The 22,638-nt window shown below is 39.3% G+C and carries 18 protein-coding genes and 1 riboswitch; of the genes, 15 read left to right on the top strand and 3 right to left on the bottom strand.

What is annotated here, in order from left to right:
• Window positions 1-610: 610 nt before the first annotated feature.
• The 3 genes from ACZ5B7_RS03635 to guaD all read left to right on the top strand — a co-directional run bounded on the left by ACZ5B7_RS03635 (window position 611) and on the right by guaD (window position 4,954).
• The gene (locus ACZ5B7_RS03635; RefSeq protein ID WP_213118692.1) at window positions 611-1,939 is read left to right on the top strand and encodes a nucleobase:cation symporter-2 family protein; all 1,329 of its coding nucleotides are present in this window, start codon (window positions 611-613) and stop codon (window positions 1,937-1,939) included.
• Window positions 1,940-2,105: 166 nt separating this feature from the next.
• Window positions 2,106-3,431: an NCS2 family permease gene (locus ACZ5B7_RS03640; RefSeq protein ID WP_464492682.1), complete on the top strand. Its 1,326-nt coding sequence runs from the start codon at window positions 2,106-2,108 to the stop codon at window positions 3,429-3,431.
• A 45-nt stretch (window positions 3,432-3,476) separates the two neighbouring features.
• A riboswitch (purine riboswitch) is annotated at window positions 3,477-3,578 on the top strand.
• Window positions 3,579-3,670: 92 nt separating this feature from the next.
• Window positions 3,671-4,954 carry a guanine deaminase gene (guaD, locus tag ACZ5B7_RS03645; RefSeq protein ID WP_464492683.1) on the top strand — a complete coding sequence of 428 codons (1,284 nt, stop codon included), beginning with the start codon at window positions 3,671-3,673 and terminating at the stop codon, window positions 4,952-4,954.
• Between the two features lie 159 nt (window positions 4,955-5,113).
• Here guaD and ACZ5B7_RS03650 read toward each other — a convergent pair whose 3' ends face one another.
• Window positions 5,114-5,983 (bottom strand): LysR family transcriptional regulator, encoded by an 870-nt coding sequence (locus ACZ5B7_RS03650; protein WP_464492684.1) that lies wholly within the window; start codon window positions 5,981-5,983, stop codon window positions 5,114-5,116.
• Window positions 5,984-6,151: 168 nt separating this feature from the next.
• On the opposite strand from ACZ5B7_RS03650, the gene ACZ5B7_RS03655 reads away from it, so the two are divergent.
• The 9 genes from ACZ5B7_RS03655 (at window position 6,152) to ACZ5B7_RS03695 (ending at window position 15,824) form a co-directional block, all read left to right on the top strand.
• The gene (locus ACZ5B7_RS03655; protein ID WP_464492685.1) at window positions 6,152-6,748 is read left to right on the top strand and encodes a nucleotidyltransferase family protein; all 597 of its coding nucleotides are present in this window, start codon (window positions 6,152-6,154) and stop codon (window positions 6,746-6,748) included.
• A gap of 100 nt (window positions 6,749-6,848) precedes the next feature.
• Entirely contained in the window at window positions 6,849-9,008 is a 2,160-nt protein-coding gene (locus ACZ5B7_RS03660; RefSeq protein WP_464492686.1) for a xanthine dehydrogenase family protein molybdopterin-binding subunit, read from the top strand.
• Window positions 9,001-9,477 carry a (2Fe-2S)-binding protein gene (locus ACZ5B7_RS03665; protein WP_464492687.1) on the top strand — a complete coding sequence of 159 codons (477 nt, stop codon included), beginning with the start codon at window positions 9,001-9,003 and terminating at the stop codon, window positions 9,475-9,477. The genes ACZ5B7_RS03660 and ACZ5B7_RS03665 overlap by 8 nt, the downstream gene beginning before the upstream one ends.
• Window positions 9,462-10,331, top strand: a complete 870-nt coding sequence (locus ACZ5B7_RS03670; RefSeq protein ID WP_464492688.1) for an FAD binding domain-containing protein — start codon at window positions 9,462-9,464, stop codon at window positions 10,329-10,331. Before ACZ5B7_RS03665 ends, ACZ5B7_RS03670 begins: the two co-directional genes overlap by 16 nt.
• 26 nt (window positions 10,332-10,357) lie before the next feature.
• Entirely contained in the window at window positions 10,358-11,152 is a 795-nt protein-coding gene (locus ACZ5B7_RS03675; protein WP_464492689.1) for an XdhC family protein, read from the top strand.
• Between the two features lie 106 nt (window positions 11,153-11,258).
• Window positions 11,259-12,275: a GTP 3',8-cyclase MoaA gene (gene moaA, locus ACZ5B7_RS03680; RefSeq protein WP_464492690.1), complete on the top strand. Its 1,017-nt coding sequence runs from the start codon at window positions 11,259-11,261 to the stop codon at window positions 12,273-12,275.
• Window positions 12,276-13,078: 803 nt separating this feature from the next.
• Window positions 13,079-14,074 (top strand): DnaD domain protein, encoded by a 996-nt coding sequence (locus tag ACZ5B7_RS03685; protein WP_464492691.1) that lies wholly within the window; start codon window positions 13,079-13,081, stop codon window positions 14,072-14,074.
• A 2-nt stretch (window positions 14,075-14,076) separates the two neighbouring features.
• Complete coding sequence (locus ACZ5B7_RS03690) at window positions 14,077-15,333, top strand: replicative DNA helicase (RefSeq protein WP_464492692.1); 1,257 nt, start codon at window positions 14,077-14,079, stop codon at window positions 15,331-15,333.
• A 116-nt stretch (window positions 15,334-15,449) separates the two neighbouring features.
• A complete protein-coding gene (locus tag ACZ5B7_RS03695; protein ID WP_464492693.1) occupies window positions 15,450-15,824 on the top strand; it encodes a hypothetical protein in 375 nt (124 codons plus the stop codon).
• 417 nt (window positions 15,825-16,241) lie between these two features.
• Here ACZ5B7_RS03695 and ACZ5B7_RS03700 read toward each other — a convergent pair whose 3' ends face one another.
• Window positions 16,242-16,757 carry a CBO0543 family protein gene (locus ACZ5B7_RS03700; protein ID WP_464492694.1) on the bottom strand — a complete coding sequence of 172 codons (516 nt, stop codon included), beginning with the start codon at window positions 16,755-16,757 and terminating at the stop codon, window positions 16,242-16,244.
• 181 nt (window positions 16,758-16,938) lie between these two features.
• Between ACZ5B7_RS03700 and ACZ5B7_RS03705 the strand changes: the two genes are divergently transcribed.
• The 3 genes from ACZ5B7_RS03705 to ACZ5B7_RS03715 all read left to right on the top strand — a co-directional run bounded on the left by ACZ5B7_RS03705 (window position 16,939) and on the right by ACZ5B7_RS03715 (window position 21,442).
• On the top strand, window positions 16,939-18,213 hold the full coding sequence (locus ACZ5B7_RS03705) for an IS110 family RNA-guided transposase (RefSeq protein WP_464490083.1): 1,275 nt from the start codon (window positions 16,939-16,941) through the stop codon (window positions 18,211-18,213).
• Window positions 18,214-19,100: 887 nt separating this feature from the next.
• On the top strand, window positions 19,101-19,613 hold the full coding sequence (locus tag ACZ5B7_RS03710) for a CBO0543 family protein (protein ID WP_464492695.1): 513 nt from the start codon (window positions 19,101-19,103) through the stop codon (window positions 19,611-19,613).
• A 287-nt stretch (window positions 19,614-19,900) separates the two neighbouring features.
• Complete coding sequence (locus ACZ5B7_RS03715) at window positions 19,901-21,442, top strand: FAD-dependent oxidoreductase (protein ID WP_464492696.1); 1,542 nt, start codon at window positions 19,901-19,903, stop codon at window positions 21,440-21,442.
• Between the two features lie 531 nt (window positions 21,443-21,973).
• Here ACZ5B7_RS03715 and ACZ5B7_RS03720 read toward each other — a convergent pair.
• Window positions 21,974-22,525 (bottom strand): hypothetical protein, encoded by a 552-nt coding sequence (locus ACZ5B7_RS03720; RefSeq protein ID WP_464492697.1) that lies wholly within the window; start codon window positions 22,523-22,525, stop codon window positions 21,974-21,976.
• Window positions 22,526-22,638 lie beyond the last annotated feature (113 nt).

The following is a 22,638-nucleotide window of genomic DNA, read 5'->3' on the forward strand; positions in this document are numbered from 1 at the left end:
GCTATTTAACTTTATTCCTCTCACTGCGCAATCGGTAAATGCCCTGATATTATAATCAGAATAATTTGATTATAACAAAGATAAAAAGAGATAAGAATAATTATCTGATTTTTTAAAAAACAGCAAATAAAGAGTAATTATTAGGTTAGTCATATAGTAAGCATACAAATTAAATATTGGTAAGAGTGTACAAAAATTGCTAATATTCAAATAAATACATTTCCACTATCTTTAACTTGCAAAATATATATTTACCAGAATGATATCCTTTATGAAGAATCCTCGCCGGCCCATTGCATCTACCATTTACTGAAATAAAGGAAAATTTCATTAGATGACTACGTTTAAAATTATTGTTTGCCCCTATGAATCTTTCTAAAGCTATTTCAGACTACTACAATGCTTTTCGCAAAATTTATCGTTGGCTTGTTTGTGGCCTCGTCCATTCAAGAGGGGGCTATTTTAGACGGCATCTTTTGCACTTGGAAAAACGGAGCTTTATTTATTGAAAGGGGGAATGCCGCAAATAGAAAAAATATTAAGAGTAAAAACCTATAATATGGAAATGGGCACAATGATCAAAGAATTTTTTACCAAGGGAGGAGAATAAGTGGAAAAGTTAACTCCATGGAAACTAGGAACTTTAGGTCTTCAGCATGTATTGGCCATGTATGCTGGGGCCGTTATCGTTCCCCTTATTGTAGGACCTGCAGTAGGCATGACCGCGGAGCAATTGGCTTACCTTATCTCCATCGACTTGTTCACCTGCGGAATTGCATCATTGCTTCAAGTGGTTGGAGGAAGGAAGTTTGGAATCAAGCTTCCAGTTATATTGGGGTGTACTTTTACTGCCGTCGGGCCGATGATTGCCATTGGAAAACTTCAAGGCATTACCGCCATTTATGGTGCCATCATCGTCTCCGGGATCATCGTTATGATACTTGCTCAATTTATGAGTAAGGTAATGAGGTTTTTTCCACCTGTCGTAACAGGAGCTGTTGTAACGATCATTGGGATATCACTTATTCCTGTGGCGATGAACAACGTTGCAGGTGGAGCAGGGGCACCTGATTTTGGGAATCCGCGAAATTTATTACTGGCAGCATTGACACTAGTCCTGATTATAGTAATCAACCGATACAGTTCAGGCTACATAAAGGCTGTTTCTGTTCTGCTATCCATGATTATAGGTACTCTGGCAGCTGCGGGTATGGGAATGGTGAATTTGTCACCAGTTGGAGAGGCTTCCTGGTTTCATATGGTGCAGCCTTTTTACTTCGGGATTCCCACTTTCCATGTAACCGCGATTCTTTCAATGACTCTTGTCGCCATTGTAAGCATGATCGAATCCACAGGTGTATTCCTGGCATTGGGGGAAGTCTGCGATAGGAAACTGGAATCGGAAGACATCAAAAAAGGACTCCGGGCGGAAGGTTTGGCTGGTGTTCTTGGAGGAATCTTTAACTCCTTTCCATACACCTCATTTTCCCAAAATGTTGGATTGGTTGCCCTTACGAGAATTAAAACACTCAATGTCGTCATTGCCGCTGGTGTGATCCTGATGATACTAGGATTGGTGCCAAAAGTGGCAGCGCTTACAACCATCATTCCAAATCCTGTTCTTGGAGGAGCCATGATTGCGATGTTTGGTATGGTGATTTCTTCTGGGGTCAAAATGCTTTCCCGGGTCGATTTTCATAAAAATGAAAATCTACTGATTATAGCGGTTTCGGTAGGAATTGGTCTGGGGGCCTCAGTTGTCCCTGACGCATTTGCTAAATTACCAGAGGGATTGCGCTTAATTTTCCAAAACGGAATCGTAATAGGCAGTTTTACCGCTATTGGGCTCAATCTATTTTTAAACAAAAGGGAAGAACAAAAGAGTATTGATATATTAGAAGATCTCAAGTCGGATCATTCGGCAGAAGCAAGTATTTGATAAAATATCCATTCGAAGTGTTATCTTGGGAAGTGCTTGAAACAATTTCATCTCGTATGGTAAACGAAGTCCCTCACTCCATTTATATTTAGGCAACCATAGTCAAACGCACTGATAGCTGCTGGGGAGTTTTTTTAGTAGAAAAAATTTTTCAGGGGGAAATAGGATGAAGAATTATTATGAGTTTGAAAAATTGGGGACTAGTTATCGTCAAGAATTCATTGGCGGCTTAACCACTTTTTTAGCGATGGCGTATATTTTAGTAGTCAATCCGCTGACACTTTCCTTAGCAAGTATTAAGGATTTTCCAGATGCGTTAAGAATGGATTATGGTGCTGTCTTCGTGGCTACGGCAATTGCATCTGCTGTTGGCTCGATTGTGATGGGGCTGCTCGGTAAGTATCCATTAGCACTGGCACCGGGGATGGGGTTAAATGCTTTCTTTGCCTATACCGTTGTTTTGGGAAGCGGTATTCCTTGGCAGCACGCCCTTGGTGCGGTATTGATTTCTGGTGTGTTCTTCTTTCTCTTAACACTTACCGGCATTCGTGAAAAAATCATCAACGCGATTCCGGTTGAATTAAAGCATGCTGTTGGAGCGGGGATTGGTTTATTTATTACCTTTATCGGCTTGCAGGGATCGGGCATTATTGTTAAAAATGACGCTACGCTGGTTGGTTTAGGGAAGATAACTAGCCCGACTGCACTTTTAACGATTTTTGGAATTCTCATTACGGTTATTATGATGACTAGAGGAGTTAAGGCAGCAGTATTTTTCGGAATGATTATTACAGCTGCTGTTGGAATGATTTTCGGGCAAATTTCCCTTCCGCATCAAGTGGTTGGCGGTGTGCCAGATATTAAACCAACCTTTGGCGCCGTATTTTCGGCCTTTGGCGACCCTTCATTCTGGTCAACCGCCATGATGGGGATTGTTCTTACTTTCTTATTCGTTGACTTCTTTGATAATGCAGGAACCCTTGTCGCAGTTGCCAACCAAGCGGGCTTAATGAAGGATAACAAACTTCCGAATGCCGGAAGAGCGTTGTTGGCAGACTCCATTGCTACAATGGCAGGTGCGGTGCTGGGTACTTCAACAACTACTTCTTATATTGAATCATCTGCAGGGGTAGCATCGGGAGCGAAGACAGGATTTGCTTCATTGGTCACAGCTGGATTCTTTATTCTTTCACTCTTTTTCTTCCCGCTTTTATCCGTTATTACAACACCTGTAACGGCACCGGCATTAATTATCGTCGGAATATTAATGGCATCCTCGCTTGGAGAAATAGACTGGAAAAGGTTTGAAATTGCTGTTCCTGCATTCTTAACCATGATTACCATGCCTCTTACTTACAGCATTGCAACTGGTATTGCCGTTGGCTTTATTTTCTACCCGATCACCATGATTGTGAAGGGAAGAGCCAAGGAAATTAATCCAATCATGTACCTATTCTTTGCGATCTTCCTTATTTATTTTATGTTCAAATAAATGGAATAAAAGCCGCCTGATTTATCCAGGCAGCTCAGATTCTCGAAATGAAGAAATCTATTTTCTTGTATACAATTAGAAATTTGGTCTAATTGTCTCTACCGGGTTGCCGTAAACTACCTGACTACAAGAATAATCTGAAGCTATGTTGTATTAGCTTTAGTTTATTCTTGTAGTCTTTTTATGTTCGGCCACCCGTTTTTAAGTTTAAATGGGGAATTTAGAAAGGGGAATATTTAATGGAAGAAATTTTTGCCGTTAAAGGCAATATTATTTTTACGAAGGAATTCGGCAAATATGAAATAATGGAAGATGGATATATTGTTGTTCATGGAAAAAGTATTAAAGGTGTTTATAAAGAACTTACAGAAGAATATAGGAATATAAGGGTAGAGGACTATGGTGATTCTTTAATCATACCTGGTTTTGTTGATCTTCATTTACATGCACCCCAGTTTGCTAACATAGGATTAGGTCTTGATAAAGAATTAATGCCTTGGCTTGAAGCCTATACATTCCCGGAGGAATCGAAATATTCAGATGTTCATTATGCTAGAAAGGTATATTCTTCCTTAATAAGGGAACTGTGGAGGTTCGGTACGACCAGGTCCTGTGTTTTCGCAACAATTCATAAAAATACAACAAAATTATTGATGGAACTATTCGCAGATTCAGGTCTTGGAGCCTATGTTGGGAAGGTGAATATGAACAGAAATTCACCAGATTATTTGACGGAAACGACAGAAGCTTCGCTTAATGACACGAAAGAAATTTTAGAAGAATATTGCGGCAAATATGAATTGGTAAAGCCAATTGTTACACCTAGATTTGTTCCTACCTGTAGCTTTGAACTTCTGAAAGGGCTTGGAGAGTTAGCTAAAAAATATAATGTTCCTGTACAGTCTCATTTATGTGAGAATTATGGTGAAATTAGTTTTGTAAAATCATTACATCCTGAGTATAAAAATTACGCTGAAATATATAATGGCGCTGGTTTATTCGGAGATGTACCTACTATAATGGCACACTGCATTTTAGTAGATGAGGATGAAATTGAACTAATGGTAAAGAAAAATGTATATGTTGCACATAGTCCTAATTCAAACTTTAATTTATCAAGTGGTATTGCCCCAATAAGAAGACTGGTTTCAAGAGGGGTTTCTGTAGGACTTGCCAGCGATATAGCAGGTGGGCATAGTTTATCAATGATGAACGTCATTACCAGTAGTGCACAGGCAGCAAATATCAAATGGATTGAAAACAATAGAGTTGATCAGCCTTTAAGTACCGCGGATTTATTTTATCTGGCAACAAAAGGCGGGGGTAAATTCTTTGGAAAAGTAGGAAGTTTTGAAGAAGATTATGAGTTTGACGCTCTTGTCATTGATGATCGTAATATCCCTGCTTTTAGAACGTTTACGGTAGAAGAAAGATTACAGAAATTTATCTATACTGGTGATGATAGAAATATTAAAGAAAGATATGTTTCAGGTAAAAAAATATCAGAGCCCAAAGTTTATTAAGCTAAAAATCTATTAAAAGAGCTAAAGTCGGATCATTCGGCAGAAGCAAGTATTTGATAATAGATTAATTCGAAGGATCACTGATTATTTTAGTGATCCTGTTTTTTTTAGTAAGAATATGAGTATGAAGGCGGCCCTAAGTTCATTTTTTTTGGATGACTATAGGTATTCATTTACTAACTTTATAAAATTTTTAGCAGAGGCGGAGACAAAATGATTTTCAAGCCAAATGACACCTAAAGAAGAGATTAAATTGGCATCCCTAATTGGTGTAGAGTAGAGACCGCTGTTCCCATAGACATCTAAAACAGATTTTGGCACGATGGTTACCCCCATTCCCCCCTTAACCATCTCCATTAATACATGCATGTCAGAGCATTCACCAATAATTATTGGTTGCAGCTTTTGTCTAGAAAAGGCTTCAAAAATGGTATTATAGATGCCTAAACCCTCAGAACTCGGAATAATAAGGGGCATATGAGAAATCTCTTTCAAAGAGATTATGTTTGCCTGTATCTTCTTATTGCTTACGAAAACAAAGTTCTCATTAATGAGATGATGATAAGTCAAGCCGCGATGGTCAATGGCAAGACGTACAAATGCGATCTCAATGGCTCTCGATTTTACCATTCCCGCCAAACGAGGGGAATCATTTTGAACAATTTTTAATGGTACAAGCGGGTATTTTTTGTGGAAGGATTGCAACATTTCTGAAAATCCTGTAACCGATAGGGTATTGATACCTACAGATAGTACGCCCCTCTTCCCATCTTCTGTTTCCTGTAATTCATTTTTTATTTCTTGGATACTGTTCACTAGAAGCAAAGCATGTTTATAGAGCACGTTTCCTTTATCAGTTAACTCCATACCCTTGCCATTTCGCTCAATTAATTTAACACCAAGCTCTTCTTCTAATTGTTTCAGCTGCATACTAAGAGGCGGTTGAGACATATGTAGCCGAGCAGCGGCAGCAGTTATATTCTTTTCCTCAGCTATCGCTATAAAATACCGTAATTGTTTGATATCCATCCATTTCTCCATCTATTTAAATAATATATGATTTCTATATAAATTATATATTTTTCGTATAGTATACGTCTATGATATCATAATAATATGAAAATTCAAAAAGTTATTTTACGCCAGCATCTTAGTTTGTATTTATCACGGAGGTGACCAAAAATAGAAGCAATCATCTTGGCTGCTGGATATTCCAGCCGGGCGAATGCCTATAAAATGACTTTGCCGCTGGGGCATATGACGATATTGGAGCAAACGATTTCTAAATTTGAAGGGTTAATCAGCAGGGCCAATATCGTAGCTGGGTTTCAAGCGGAAATCATCGAAGAGGAAATAACGAAAATCAGCAATAAAAATGCCTATTCGTTCCAGCTGAAATTTGTTTATAATGAAAACTTTGACCAAGGAATGTTCAGTTCTATACAAAAGGGCTGTCGTGAAGTAAGTGACCAAGCCTTCTTTCTAACACCGGGGGATTGTCCACTTGTTAAGAAAGAGACCATCCAGCTAATCGCCATGCAAAGAGGGGACGTTGTGATTCCCAGCTTTAACTATAAAGGCGGTCACCCGATCAAATTATCAAGTGAAGTGAAAAAGAGAATTCTAGATACCGATTCAAAAGGAATTTTGCGTACGGTCCTTGCCAGTTACGAAAGGAATTATATGAATATAGATGATCCTGGAGTACTCATGGATGTAGATACACCGGAGGATTACCAAAAAGCCATGGATTATTATAAAACGAAAATGTCTCATTTACCTTTATGGGGATAAAAATGAATTATAAAATTCATTTTTATATATAAATTTTTGAAAGGGGTTTCTACTAATCTATGTTTCAGGTGAAAAAATTTAATCGGAAGGAGTGGCTGCAATGAGACTAAAGGATATAAGCACTCCAGTGCCCAAAAAGGACCATAAAGATAAAGTATCAGGCCAGCTGCCTTATATTAGTGACGTGAAAGTAGACAATATGGTTTATGGTGTTTTGTATCGGTCGCCGATTGCATATGGAAAAATCAAATCCATTTACGTGCCAGATCTTCCTGAAGGATATGATGTAGTTGGGGCAGAGGATATCCCGGGTCCGAATTACGTAAAAATTATTAAACAGGACCAACCTATTTTCGCCAATGAGTGGGTCAACTATATTGGTGAGCCGATTCTCATGCTCGTCGGCAAAGATCTGAACACCCTCTACGGGTTGAGAGATGAAGTGAAGATTGAATTTGAAGAACATCAGGCTATCTATACATTGGATGAAGCAATCGATCAGATATCTTCCGCAAGTTTCGTTAGCTATGAATTTGGGGAAAGCTTAGATATCATTTCAGCTATCGAGCAAGATGCCCATCAAATTGTTGAAGAAGAATATACGACGGGTTATCAGGAGCATGTCTACCTTGAGCCACAAGGAATGCTTGCCGTTTATAAGGATGATGAAATTGTCGTCCACGGATCGATGCAAGCTCTTTATTATATAAAAAATGCATTGCTAAGCGCTTTAGCCTGTGGCGACGATGAGGTCAGAGTGGTGCAAAGCCCTACAGGCGGCGGTTTTGGCGGAAAAGAAGAATTTCCTTCGATGATGGCCTGTCACGTAGCCATTGCCGCAAATGCTGTTAAGAAATCAGTCATGCTCGTGTTCGACCGCCATGAGGATATGGTGGTGACGACAAAAAGGCATCCAGCCAAATTCAAGTATCGAACTGCCCTTGATCAAGAAGGAAATATTCTGAGCATGTGTGTTGACGTCTTTCTTGACGGCGGGGCGAATGAAGGATTGAGTTCTGTTGTGCTGCAGAGGTCATTATTAAACAGTGCCGGTGTCTATAACATTCCTCATTTTCATGCCAAGGGCTTTTGTTTAAAAACCAATACCGTTCCGAATGGTGCCTTCAGAGGCTTTGGTGCCCCGCAAAGCTTTGCCGGAATCGAAAGTCATATGGGACATCTTAGTAAACACACTCAACTAGACCCTCTTGAATATAAACGAAAATACCTCGTCAAACAAGGAGACCCTACCATCACAAAAGGAAATTTCCGCGACCCAATCTTAATGGAAGAAATGATTGAGGACCTGTTGGATGCCTCAGATTACAACAAGAAAAAAGAGGAGTTTCAGCGATTTAATCAACAAAACCTGCGCTATAAGAAAGGCATTGGGACTTCGGTGTTCCTCCACGGCTGTGGATTTACAGGCAGCGGCGAACGAGATCATATTAAAGCAACGGTGAAACTAGTTAAATCGAAGGACGGCAAGGTTCTTTTAAAAATATCAAATTCTGATATGGGCCAGGGAATTTATACGACATTGAGTAAAATTGTCGCCAAAGAGCTCGACCTCCCGTTGGAACAAGTCTCCTACCCTGATCCCGATACAAAAGAGGTTCCCGACTCCGGTCCAACCGTAGCCTCCAGAACGACGATGATTGTTGGAAAATTACTTGAACGGGCCGCAAAAAAACTAAAGGCCGAGTGGAAGTCAGGGGAGGAACAAGAAGTATTTGAGCATTATGTTCACCGTGAAATGATTCCTTGGGACGAAAAAACCTTCACTGGAGATGCCTACCCTGCTTATTCATGGGGCGTTAATTTCGTGGAAGTAGAAGTAGATACGTTAACAGGAATTGTAAAGTTAGAAAAAGTATACGGAAATTACGATGTGGGGAAGGCCATCGATGATCGGATTATGAAAGGCCAAATTGATGGTGGTCTTGCACAAGGGTTAGCATACGGGTATCTGGAAAAGATGACGACAAAGCAAGGCAAAATCCAACAAAAAAGCATATCGGATTATGGGCCTCCGACTTCATTGGACGTTGTTCCAATCGAAAGCAAGTTATTTGATAACCCATATGCGGATGGCCCGTACGGGGCGAAGGGCGCAGGTGAATTGACTTTAATCGGCGGAGCCCCGGCAGTCCAGTCGGCGATTGAAGATGCACTGCAAACTTCTTTTCAGCAAATTCCGGTTACAGCGGAAGTCATTATGGAAAGTCTTGAGCGAAGGTTGGTGAATAGGGTTGATTAAATTTACCCTTAATGGAAAAACGGTGGAAACCGATGCTCCTCCCACTGCAAGATTACTAGATTTAATAAGGGAAGAGTTTGGATTAATCGGAACAAAGGAAGGCTGTGGTGAAGGGGAATGCGGAGCCTGCAGTATATTCGTAAATAATTCCTTGCAAAACAGCTGCCTAATCCCTATTGGCGCGATTGCGGGTGCAGAAATTCAAACGATCGAAGGATTAATGGAAACCGAACAATTTAAGATTTTAGATGAGAGCTATTCCGAGTGTGGAGGGGTACAGTGCGGCTATTGTATCCCGGGGATGGTCATGGCAAGTGCCGCTTTGTTATCTGAAAATCCCAATCCAACAGAAGCGGAAATTCGTGAAGGCATTTCTGGAAATCTATGCCGATGCACTGGCTACAATATGATTGTGGATGCAGTTAAATTGGCAGCGAAAAAAGGTGAAGTCATATGCCAGAAAAAATAACTGCGTATCGTTTTGACTATTTAGACGAAACCTTGAGCCAATTGAATAAAGAGGACTGTGCCATCGTAGCCGGTGGCACCGATGTCATGGTCCTTCACAAAAGTGGAAGGGGAGTGCCTCCTAAAATTCCTAAGCCAGTTGTTTTTATTGATCATCTTTCCGAGCTAAAGCGGGTGTATCAAAAAGATAAAGATCTCCATATCGGAAGCTGCAGTACCTATGGTGAATTACTGGAAAACCCGTTAATTCCCATTGCCTTAAAAAACGCAATCAAAACGATTGCAGCTCCGGCCATTCGAAACAGAGGGACATTGGGAGGAAATATTTGCAATGCATCTCCGGCGGGTGACACACTGCCATTATTATATGTTTACAACGCAAAACTTTTGCTGCGTTCCGTTAATGGGGATCGTGTGGTGGCAATCAGTGATTTTATTCAAGGGGTACGAAAGATCGGGCGTCAGCGCAATGAAATTTTGGCTGAAATTATCTTGCCGTCCGTACTAGAAGAAGGTACACATGTTGTTTTTGAAAAAATCGGCAACCGTAACGCGGATGCCATTGCTAAAGTAGGGTTTGCAGGACTTATCCGGATCAGCAATGAACGAATCGATGACATTCGCTTTGCCTTTGGAGCGGTCGGACCGACGATGGTTCGTTCGATTGATATTGAGAAGAAGCTGCTAGGAAAACCGTTCCCATTATCGGATGCGGACATTGATTCGATTGTGGCAGACTTTGAACAAATCATTCGGCCAATCGACGACCAGCGCTCCACAGCAGTATACAGGAAAACGGTCGCCTTAAATCTTTTGCGTTATTTTCTTAACACGCCACAATATCAACCGAATTAATTTAAAAAAAGGGGGGTGAGTCATACATGTTACTGATGGAAAAAGTCGCCATGTTAAATCGTCAAAACGAAACCTTTGCTTTAGCCATGATCATTGAATCAAGAGGCTCGACTCCCAGCCATGTTGGAAAAATGATTGTATCCCCTGATGGCACGATTGAAGGGACTGTCGGAGGGGGATTAGTTGAATACTTTGTCATTGATGAGTGTGTGCAGGCAATTCAAAAGGGTAAATCGAAAATCGTTGAATATAAATTAAATAAACATGCTAAAGACGGCATTCAAATGAATTGTGGAGGAACAGTGCGGGTGTTTATTGAAGTTTATAAAAGCAGGCCTGAACTCGTTCTGGCTGGTGCAGGTCATGTAGCCATTGCGCTTTCAAAACTCGCCGATTTTCTTGAAATTCCCTATCGCGTTGTGGATGACCGGGAGGGTTATTGTACGAAGGAACGCTTTCCAAATGCGACCAGGCTTATTGTGGATGAGGATATTGGGAAGGCAACGCTTGCGGCCAACCTAAATGAAAAGTCTTACTTAGTGATTGTGACAAAAGATCAAGATGAAATCGTATTAAAAACAGCTCTGCAATTTCCTTGTTCCTATATTGGCATGCTTGCTAGCAAGCGCAAGGCCATACAAATATTACAAAAATTAAAAGATGAAGGATTCTCAGAAGAACTGCTGGAGCGCGTTTCTTCTCCCATCGGGGTGGATATTAACTCAGAAACAACACAAGAAATTGCCATCAGTATTATCGGCGAAATCATCAAATTAAGCAAAGAAACAAACCCAATAAAGGTGAAACAATTAACTAGATAAATAGAATAGATTCCGGGGGACGGTTCTGGCTGGTCAAAAAGGCCGCTTTACCGCCCCTGTGGTCTTTTTGGAACGCTGCGCTATTACCCACTTGGAGTTGAAAAATGTGACCAAACAACAAGTTAAAGATCAATTAGGCAGGCCGCTTCGTGATATTCGAATTTCTGTGATTGACCGATGTAATTTCCGTTGCCAATACTGTATGCCTGCGGAACTGTTCGGTCCAGATTATGCATTTTTACCTAAATCAGAATTACTAACGTATGAAGAAATTACACGTCTCGCCAGCATTTTTATTAAATTAGGTGTTGAGAAGATTAGATTAACTGGAGGTGAACCTCTTCTTCGAAAGGATTTACCAATTCTTGTTGAAATGCTTTCAAAAACTAATGGTCTAAAGGACATTGCTTTAACGACCAATGGCGTATTGCTCCCGAAATATGCTTCACAGCTGAAGGAAGCCGGTCTTGAAAGGATCAATATAAGTTTAGATAGTTTAAACGATGAACTTTTTGGTGAAATAAATGGCAGGAATGTTGGAGTTGGCCCGGTACTCCAAGGAATTGAGGCTGCAAAAGGCGCAGGCCTTCGCATAAAAATCAATATGGTTGTAAAAAAGGGACTTAACGACTCTGAAATTATTCAGATGGCAACCTACTGTAAAGAACAGAACCTAGAACTACGGTTCATTGAATATATGGATGTCGGCAGTACAAATGGTTGGATGATGGAGGACGTTGTTACAAAGCAACAAATATATGAAATATTAAAAGAACACTTTGAATTTGAACCGGTGGAAGCTGCTTATTACGGAGAGGTGGCCAAGCGTTACCGTTATAAAGGGACGGATATTGATTTCGGCTTTATTACCTCAGTATCTGAATCGTTTTGCTCAACCTGTACCCGTGCAAGATTGTCAGCAAATGGGCAAATTTTCACCTGTTTATTTAATGGAAACGGCCATAATATTAGGGATTTTATTAGAAGTGGAGCTACCGATCAAGATGTAGAAGAAAGAATTAAAGGCATTTGGAATCATCGTTCCGACCGTTATTCTGATGAACGCACCGAGGAAACGAGAAAAGCCAGGAAAAAGGTTGAAATGTCATATATAGGTGGATGAGTTACCTAATCACTACTACAGACTCCAAAGGTAATGAGGGTCACGACTTTCTTCTATTATATAGTCCTTTTTGTTTTATTTTAGGTTACATGAATTTTACTGGTCAAAACAAATTTGGAGGGAGTATTTTTGTTTGGTGCAATAGAAGCGGGCTACAAAGTTCATTTGGGCTGTCTGTGACATATAAATAGACGGAAAAAATTCGCTTAATTAGCAATTAGCATGTAAAAAAGATTAAATAGACGAAGATATTCCGCCTATTTACTCGAATAGCGTGAAAATGAGGGATTTTGCTTTGCATAATCGGAAAAACTTCCCTTATTTACCCCGAAAGTAGCTTCATTCTGCATCTAACCGAAAAATTTCCGCTTATTTTCCTTTAGCTGGTACCTTACTTAAGGACAAGAATTCTTATTGAAAAAGAAGTGAGATAAAAACCATCGCAAGACGAGATTTAAGGATCTTTCATATTTTGCATTCTCAGGTTTGCCCTTTTATTATTTCTCAACTCGTATTAGAAACAGAGGAACTATTAATTAATAAATTCTCTGTCTGGAAAGCCTATACTGAGGAATTCGGAAAATATATAGGAATTATAAAAAAGTGCCAGTCACTATCCGGAATTTGTTGATATTTGATCGACATTATTCGGGTGGTGACAGGTGCTTTTTTTTTGCTCCATAAAGAAAGCTATTGCCATAAAATATTCACTTTTTTATAAAAACCATCCTATCCGTTTTCCTCATCAAACCATAAATAGACTCTGAATAAAGTTTTCAAATAAACAAGGATGGTGGTTAAGGATGGCAAAGTATCGAATGGTGCGAACTGAATTTTGGGAAAACCCCGTTGTGGAAGAGATGACCCCGGAGGAGAAGTATTTTTACCTCTATCTGCTGACAAACTCGAAAACAACTCAAATTGGCATCTATCGAATAACGAAGAAGCAAATGGCTTTTCATTTGGGCTATTCTATGGAGACTGTTCATTCGTTAATGGAACGATTTGCCGAGCAGCATCAGTTGATTCGCTACAATCCGGAAACAAAAGAACTGGCGATTAAGTGCTGGGGGGAATATAACCTGCATAAAGGCGGGAAACCGATCATGGACTGTATCACCGCCGAGCTAAAAGAGGTCCAAGATCGCTCGCTTATTTCGTATGTTTCAGAAGGCGTTAGCAATCCCGGGATTAGCAGCATTTACGAATCTTTTAGTAGACAAGAAGAAATGCTTTTTGGCAACGAGGGCAGTGAACGCGAGGAACAGGATACATATACCGATACGGAAGACGAAGAGCTTAACGATACGTCTACGTGCCGTGATACGATACGTGGGCAAAAAGAAAAAGAAAAAGAAAATAAAAAAGAAAAACAAAAACAAAAAATAGCTTCTCAGCCAGATATGGAGGACGCTCCAGATTTAAAGAATCTTACAAAACCAGAAGATGTGAATGAAATTATCGAGTTTTGGGACGCCAATGGTTTTGGTTTTACAAATGTGATGGCGAAGCAGCGGCTGTTAGCATGGTTAGAGGATTCTAGCTTTTTGCAGCCGAAAGAGATGATTCTGAAAGCCATGGAGATTGCCTGTGCGAATAACAAACGAAGGCTCAACTATATAGTTGCGATTCTTAGAAACTGGGAAAATGAATCGTTACTGACCGTAGCAGATGTTGAAGCCCATCAGGCTCCCCAACAGGCAGTACCAATGTCAAGAAAATCAACTGAAATCGTTCGTACCGGAAGAGATATTCCACGTGGATTCCAACTCGATCTAACGGCAGGTGAAGAGGAATGAGTATGGCTGAAAAAGCGTTCTTGGGAAGTTTGATGAAGGCGGAGTACTTACTGATGGATACCGTGATTCAGCCTGAACAGCTAGAAAGTGCCAGGCACAAAGAAATCATGCGAAAAATGGTGGAATTCAAACGTGCCGGTAAGAATCTTGATTTGATCACTTTTTCAACCCTGTCTGACCTTGAATCAGTAGGGGGAATGTCATATCTTTCTGAACTGTTATCCTATGCAGACATGGAGAAGTTTGATGGAACGGAAAAGCTCATTCTAGAGTCGTGGAAGGAGCGGGAAAAGAGAAACATCTTGAGTGTTGCCGCCATGAATGACTGGGAGATTGCGAAGGTTATTAGCGAACTGGATAAAATCAGCCAATTAAAGCTCGAGGATCATACCCCGCTACAACAAGCATTGGCCAACATTTATGAGGCACCCTGGGAAGATCAATTACGCCTGAGAAGTGTCACAACGGGTATCAAACAGCTCGACGACATGACGGGAGGCTTTCAGGGTGGGGAAGTTACGATTCTAGCGGCCAGACCATCAATGGGAAAAACCGACGTGATGCTTCATTTTGCCAAAATGGCTGGTTGGGCTGGTTATCTGCCACTCGTATTTTCTTTAGAAATGCCTGAGAAACTGATCACCAAACGATTAATTGCTTCGACAGGGGGCTTTAACCGTACGAAAATGCGGGATCCAAAACGAATGCTAAGTCAACGCCAAAAGGATAAATGGTCGGATGTAATTGGTGATCTCACGGAAACCAATATGCAAATCTTTGATGGGGCGGGACAAACGATTGCCGAAATGAGAGCGAAAACGAGAAAGCTGATGAATCAATTTCCCGGCAAGAAACCCATTCTGTTTATCGATTACTTAACACTGATCCAATCCAGCCAACCGTACGGAGGGAATTCCCATCAACAAGTAACGGAAATATCCAAATCCCTCAAAAACATGGCGAAGGATTTTGATTGCCCCGTCATCTGTTTGGCACAGCTAAATCGATCAGTTGAATCAAGGGCCAATAAACGGCCGATGATGTCTGACATTCGGGAATCGGGAAGTGTCGAGCAGGATGCTGATGTCATTTTGTTCCTCTACCGCGAGGCATATTATGACAAGGAGTCGCAAGATCATTCCCTTGAAATCATTGTCTCGAAAAACCGAAACGGCCAAGTTGGCACCATCGCCGTGAATTACAACGAGTATACGGGAGGGATTGAGGATAAAAAGGAACAGAACCAATCCCTTGTATAGCTGTCCAGCAGCCATTAATAACGAAGCTGGCGGACCATATTATAAAAATAATGAGGTGTAATCACATGTTGGTGAAAGAAGCTTACGAAGATAGTTTCCGTTTTTAAGATTCCACTTTGGCTCATTACATCTACCATTTACTAGCGGAACAGAAAATTTCATTAGAAGACGACATATCTAAATTAGACGCAGTTCAAGCAGATCACCAGAAAGTAAAGGAATTGATCCGAAAGAATGTATTAGGAATTCAGAAGGTTCGCGTCTATTCCCTGAAGATGAACAAGAAGGACTTTTTCTTCATCTTTGCCAGCAGCCCGCAAGAGGCGATCCAATTCTTTACCGAAACCTTTCAGCAAAGCCCATTAAACTGCCACGAATATCCACTAGAATTTGAGTTTGAGAGAGGTAAAGAGGTGGTTAGCTTTCGGGAGATGAGGAAGGATTTTGAGAGTTTTCCGGCTATTGCGGGGTGGTATGAGAGGGTTGGGTGAAGGTATTCATTATCGTTTTTCTAAACCTTCTTTTGTAAAGTGGTGTAGTGACCAGTATTCTGCAGGCTTAAGGTTTTCACTTGATTTTGCTAAATAAGCTTTTAATTGATCCGTAGTGATCGTATCAAGTTGAACATCATTAAAAAAGCGTATAAGTAAGACAGACTGGAGTTTATATGCTTTTAAAGTTTGCGGCTAAAAGCCTTCAATTCGTTTATCAGATTCATACGTTTCCCATGCTTTAGATAATAACAAGTTCATCTCTCCCAAAAAAATTCTTTTTTTCAGGAATTATTGACCTGTTTCACTAAATTGAAACCGCAGTCCTTATTAAGCTAAAGTAGCAGGTTAGTTGCAAAAGGATGAAATTATCTTACTCCTGGATAAAGGGATTGAAAGAAAAAGAATTTTTTATATTTATCTTGGAATAGGAGGTTGGAAAATAATGAATAAAATAATAATGTATATAAAAGACAGTAACCAAGCTATCAAAGGTTTCCAATGGTGTACTGTTAATACAGTGAAGGTGACTAAATTAAATAAAAAAGACCAAAGTAGCGACCATCCATAATGGTAAGTAATACTCTTGTTAAGATATGCTATAAATTCTACACCTTCAAAAAGAAGTGCCCAAAAAATAATCCACCCGATTTTATAGGATAATAACTTAGGAAGCCTTCCTAAAAAGACGGGAATAACGAATGGGTAGGTTAAAAAAGGAATTTTCAAACCAATGATTGTATGTGTAGGAAAAATTTTTTTATCAATTCCAACAGGAATATATTCCCATACCCTGAAATGATTGAGCAAGGTACTATAAAGCAGATTAGCAATAATCCAAAATAATAATGTGGGATAGAATTCTTTCCAACGATTCCAGACTCCAAAAAGTAAACCAATAATTATAAAAAAGATTGAAAATGAAGTTTGCATTAGTATCTCCTAAAAAAATAAGTGAGTTTTCCTTTTTAATATGTCCAAATGGGAATTAGAATAAAATCTAATTAGCATTCCTGTAGATCGTTATTTTTCGACTTTGAAAAAAATAGAGCTCCTCAGTAAGATATGAGTATAGAGACCAATCTAACTCAAACCTTAAGGAGGAACCCCTATAATGAAGTTTAAAATGCAAAACAAACAAAATCAACTAATAGAAAGAATTTCAGTTAAACATCTAGTTGTTGGAGTTGATATTGCGCAACAATTTCACGTAGCTAGAGCTGTAAATTTCCGTGGAATTATAGTCGGAGATCCAATTACATTTAAAAATACCGAAGAAGGATTTGCTAGTTTTCTAAAATGGATTAAAAATCTTCAAAGATTAAACAACCTGGATGAAGCTATTGTTGGGATGGAGCCAACTGGACACTACTGGATCAATCTTTCAAAATGGCTTTCTAATCAAGATATTGAAGTAGTAACTGTAAACCCACATTTAGTAAAAAAGAATAAAGAAAATCGTGATAATACTCAATCAAAAAGTGATAAAAAAGATGCCTTAGTTATCGCTGATATGGTAAAGAACGGTTATTATTCTGAAGTTAGGTACACATCGGAAACATTCGAAAAACTTAGGATCCTGATGTCTAACCGTGATGTAGTAGTTAAACGCCTTGTTAGTTCTATTAATCAATTAAACCGTTGGGTAGATATTGTCTTTCCTGAATTCCGACAGGTATTTAAGGATATTACGGCTAAAGGGGCAATCACAACCCTTCGTTTATTCCCGTCCCCTATGGACTTAGAGAATATGCAGCCTCACGAGGTTATTACAGGTTGGAAATCTGTGATGAAGAGGCACCCTGGATTAAAGAAAGCCCTATTACTCCTCCAGTTGGCTAAGAAATCTGTAGGTACTAGACAGGCACTTGATGCCTATAAATTTCATTTAGAGCAGCTATTAGAGGAATATGACTTAGCCGTAAAACAACTCGAAAGAGTGGAACAACAAGTTACCGCTGCACTAAATAAAATACCTTTCGCTAAGATGTTACTTGCCATAAAGGGGATAAGTGAAATTTCTTTAGCTGGGATATTGGGTGAAGCGGGGGACTTAAGTCGTTTTACTCACGGTAATTCCCTTCTTCGCCATGCTGGATTGCATTTAGTCGAAGCAAGTTCAGGGAAATGGAAAGGTCAAATTGTCATTTCCAAGCGAGGACGCTCCAGACTAAGGCGATTCCTTTACTTAGCTACAATTAGTCTTGTAGTGAATAACCCAGAATTTCGGGCATTACATTCTCAAAATGTCAAAGTAAAAAAAATGAAGAAAATAAAATCAATTATGAAGTTAATTGGCAAGTTGGCCAGGATCTTTGTAAGTATATCTAGACGAAACGAATCATATTGTCCTGATAAAATCAAACCATTATCACCGTTGGCAGCTTAATGAAATTTCAGAAATAAAGATTATTTATCGCCCTGAAATAAATAATATTGGACACTCATATTAATCGAATGTTGGCATATTCGCAGGATTTCAAATATGTACGGAGTACCAGATTCTATTTTCGTAAGGGCACAGACCCATTTAATTAGCAAAACTGGCCTCCACCCCTTGGATAGGCATGACGAAGGAATGATAGGGCAGACGACCCGTTGAGACATGGGAGGGAAAGCCTCCAGGGGAGGCGTGGAGATGTACATTATATGGTAAAATATGGGGAACTAATTCGCTCCTCTATTTGACTATGCCTTCACGAAGCCATAATGATTTAAACTTATTTCATTTTATCGTTAACGCTAAATCAAGGGTTATGAAATCCTGCGAATAAGCGAGTATTCGAGAGAAAATCGTATTAAACTGAGGGAGAAAGTAAGGCATATAAAATTACGGATTACTACCGAAAAGGGAAAATTCAATATTGTGAAGAATTGTACTTAAATGTAGTGTAGTGCTTTATTAAGTGAATACGTCATTGTGAAGTTATTTTCAAATATTGTCGAACCCTCTACTGAAAGTAAGTACAGGCAATTTGTCACTTTAATTTGAGCCTCTGAGGGCATGATTATAAGCCATGAAGCAAGGTGTATCAAGGATTCTGGCTAAGTCTCTCCAAATAAAGTGCAGTCTCGTTTTTCTTTGTAAAGGACTACAGAAACAAATGGGTGTGTTTAGTTGAACAATCGTCATTAGCTTTTTTAACAATCGGGACAGTTTGTTGAAGAGTTAACGTACTTATTGGCGGATAATTAGCAATAGGAAGCAACACATATTTTAAAATAAAATTAGTCATAATATAAACGCTAAATATTTATTGTAATAGGATGGTGTAAATGTACATTATTGTACGCATGATGTTATGGATTCTTGCGGCATGGCGTTGGGGGGATTGGCGGAATTGGAAGAATTATCAGTCCACCTTTCTCTTTTTCATTCTCCTGGACCTGTTATATAACTTTCTTACATATAATTATCCGTTGTGGGAATATGAACCTACCGATATTATTCCAAATCATACTTTTAACAATCTGCTTGTAACGTTTCTCTCTTATCCATCCATTGTGTTTATATATTTGGGAAGGTATCCAACTGGATGGGTAAAACAGGTTGCTTGGATCATCTTCTGGGTGACTCTTTTGTCTGTCGTCGAGTTAGTAAACTACATAATGGGTTTAATGAGTTACCATAATGGTTGGAATTTCGGGTGGTCTGTGATTTTTTACCTCGTTCAAGTGCCTTTTATACGGCTCCATTACAAAAAGCCATTATTAGCCTATGGGCTATCTGTACTGATCATTGTAGGAATGTTATTGCTCTTTAAAGTGCCTGTCAGCAAAATGAAATAATACTGCTGTATTGTAAATATCTAACCGTTTACTATTTCCCCACCATTCATAAGTAGCGATAGCTCTTCCAATTCCACTGTCGCCACCATTAATTAGTGTAGTAATGCTATGATTAATTGTTTTTGAAATACACCCTTTTCTAACGAGCATTGTTAAATATTTTATTCCAATAGAAAGAACCATGAAGCATTCACGGTTCTTTCTATTTTTATTTACTATAAGAGAATTAATTTTATCTCTTAGGAAAAGTTAATCAAAGGTTAATTTTTAATTTTGGGGGATTGCATATGGGTTCATCGGAAAATGTCCATAAATTTTCAACAACTTATTGGCGTGATATAGAGCTTCCAACTTTTAATACACTAAATGAAGATTTAACGGTGGATGTTGCCATAATAGGGGCAGGAATTTCAGGAATTACTTCCGCTTATTTACTCTCGAAAGAAGGCGTGAAGGTTGCCATTATCGAAGCTCGGAGTGTCCTGAACGGCACAACGGCACATACTACAGCTAAGCTAACAGCACAACATATCTTAATCTACGACCACTTAATAAAATTTTTTGGCGAGGAAAAAGCCAAGCTTTATTATGAGTTTAGTTCAAATGCTATCCAGTTTGTTGAGAATACTTCAAGGGAAAAAAGAATCGACTGTGATTTCAGCAGGCAAGATGCGTATGTTTATGCTGTATCAGATAAATATGCTAAAGATATTGAGAAAGAGTGGACAGCCTATCAAAAGTTAGGTATAAAAGGGGAATTATTGGATACGATTCCGTTTAATCTCCAAATAAAAAATACGATTAAGATGGCAGGTCAGGCTCAATTTCACCCGCCAAAGTTTTTAAGAGGGCTTTTAAATGAAGCGATAAAGATGGGATGTAGGGTCTTTGAAAATACAACGGCAGTGGATTTGGAAGAGGATAAAATCAGTCCCAAGGTTATTACAAAAGACGGGTACAAAATAAATTGCAACCATGTGATTATCGCCACCAACTACCCATTTTATGATAAACCAGGGCTTTATTTTGCGAGAATGTATGCGCAGCGGTCTTATATAATTGGCATCAAAACCGATCAGGAATATCCAGGTGGAATATATATTAGTGTTGATACCCCGACACGTTCCCTTCGTTACACCCCTTTAAATGAAGGGAAATTACTTCTCATTGCCGGAGGTAGTCATAAAACCGGGCAAGACATTAATACCCTTAAATATTATAACGAACTTCAGGATTATGCCGAGCAGCTGTTTGGTATAAGAGATTATTCCTACCGCTGGTCCGCACAGGACTATATTACCCTTGATAGGGTCCCTTACATTGGACCTATAACACAAGGCAAGGAACATATTTTAGTCACAACAGGTTTTAATGATTGGGGCATGGCAAATGGGATCTCATCTGCACATTTGTTAACAGATTATGTTCTCAATCGGGAAAACCCATATAAAGAAGTTTATTCTCCTTCACGCTTTGATGCTAATCCTGATTTGTTAGCCGCATTAACAACAAATGCGGATGTTGCATTTCATCATATAACAAGCAAGGTGAAGTTTGTTTCAAAAGAAACAAGGGACGTTCGGAATGGGGAAGGTTCAATCGTTACGTATAAAGGGAAAAGTGCAGGTGCTTACAAGGATGAGAATGGCAACCTATATATTGTAGATACAACCTGTACCCACTGTGGTTGTGAATGTCAATGGAATGAAGCTGAAAAGTCATGGGATTGCCCATGCCATGGTTCCCGGTATTCCTATGAAGGTGATGTTATTGATGGTCCAGGTGTTCGTGGATTAAATAAATTGGTGCCAACACTAGAATTAATCTGAAAAACCATACAGTTTCTATGATAGAGGCATTGGGAAGCAGCATTTAACTCAATTTTCAATATTTACCTCAACATCTGATAATGTTTTTATATGACGAATCGAAAGACGCTATCAACGGCATAACACCATTTATTTGTACAAAAAAGGATAGATTGACTTTGAATGTGCGTTGAACCCAAGACGTTTTTTCTCTTTGTCAAGATATGGTTAATAACCCTTGCGAACTGTCTACCGTCAATGTTGAGATAATGTCTTGAACCGGTATCGAACCGAGTTACAACAAAACGTACAAGGTTCACGTTCAAGGTGCGACAGGTAGAACGATTGAACTTAAGGTGTTCAAGAGCATGTGATTAAAGGCTTTTTTGCATTTAAGCCTAAGTATAATGTTTATATTATTAAATTTTTTTCATTATTTAACTTCACGGGTTTACTTGAGTAAAAGTAAAGCCCTTTGTCGAAATCAGCGTATGGGATTGTCCATTAAATACTTTCGAGACAGCCCCATAGTTTTTTGGAGCTGTAGGAGGCTCAGAATAAACGCACATCGGGATCAGCAGTATGTGTTTGCTTTGAGAAAAGGAATTTTTCGATATAAGGTGAAGATATACCTTGATGGAATTTTATGGCAGTTTCGGCGAAAAAGCGTTTTGCTTCACCCACGGTACGCTTTCCAGTAACAATATCGTTTAACATATTCAATGCTAGAAAATTCATTTCTTCTTTGTCGCATTTCGCCGAAGCTTCACCGCTCGTGCGATCAGGATAAACACTTCCATCAAATTGTGCAACTTTATCAAAAAGTTCAACAGGCACCTTGTAATCAATGGTCTGTTTCAAAAAATCAAGATGGGGAGTAGGGAAGTTGTGTGGTACAGTATCAAGATAAACGATAGTTCGCTTCCACGGACCATTATGATGCCAAATGAGTCTTCTTGAACTAGTTTCGTTTGGTAGCCCGTATTTATTGATTAACTTATGAACAACATTTTTTTGAGGTTCGGACCAATTGGCTATAATTTGGTCGATAATCGGATGTATCCTGTAATATTGCGACCAATCCCCATAATTTCCTGTATGCATTAAAAATTTCCCTCCTGTGATGGGTTTATTACACCCTATCATATTCGGTTCAGATACCTAAGGTTACATTGAAAAAGCCCCACGGAAGTCTGAAGGGCGACAAATGAACAATA

Source organism: Neobacillus sp. S1115, assembly GCF_055385565.1.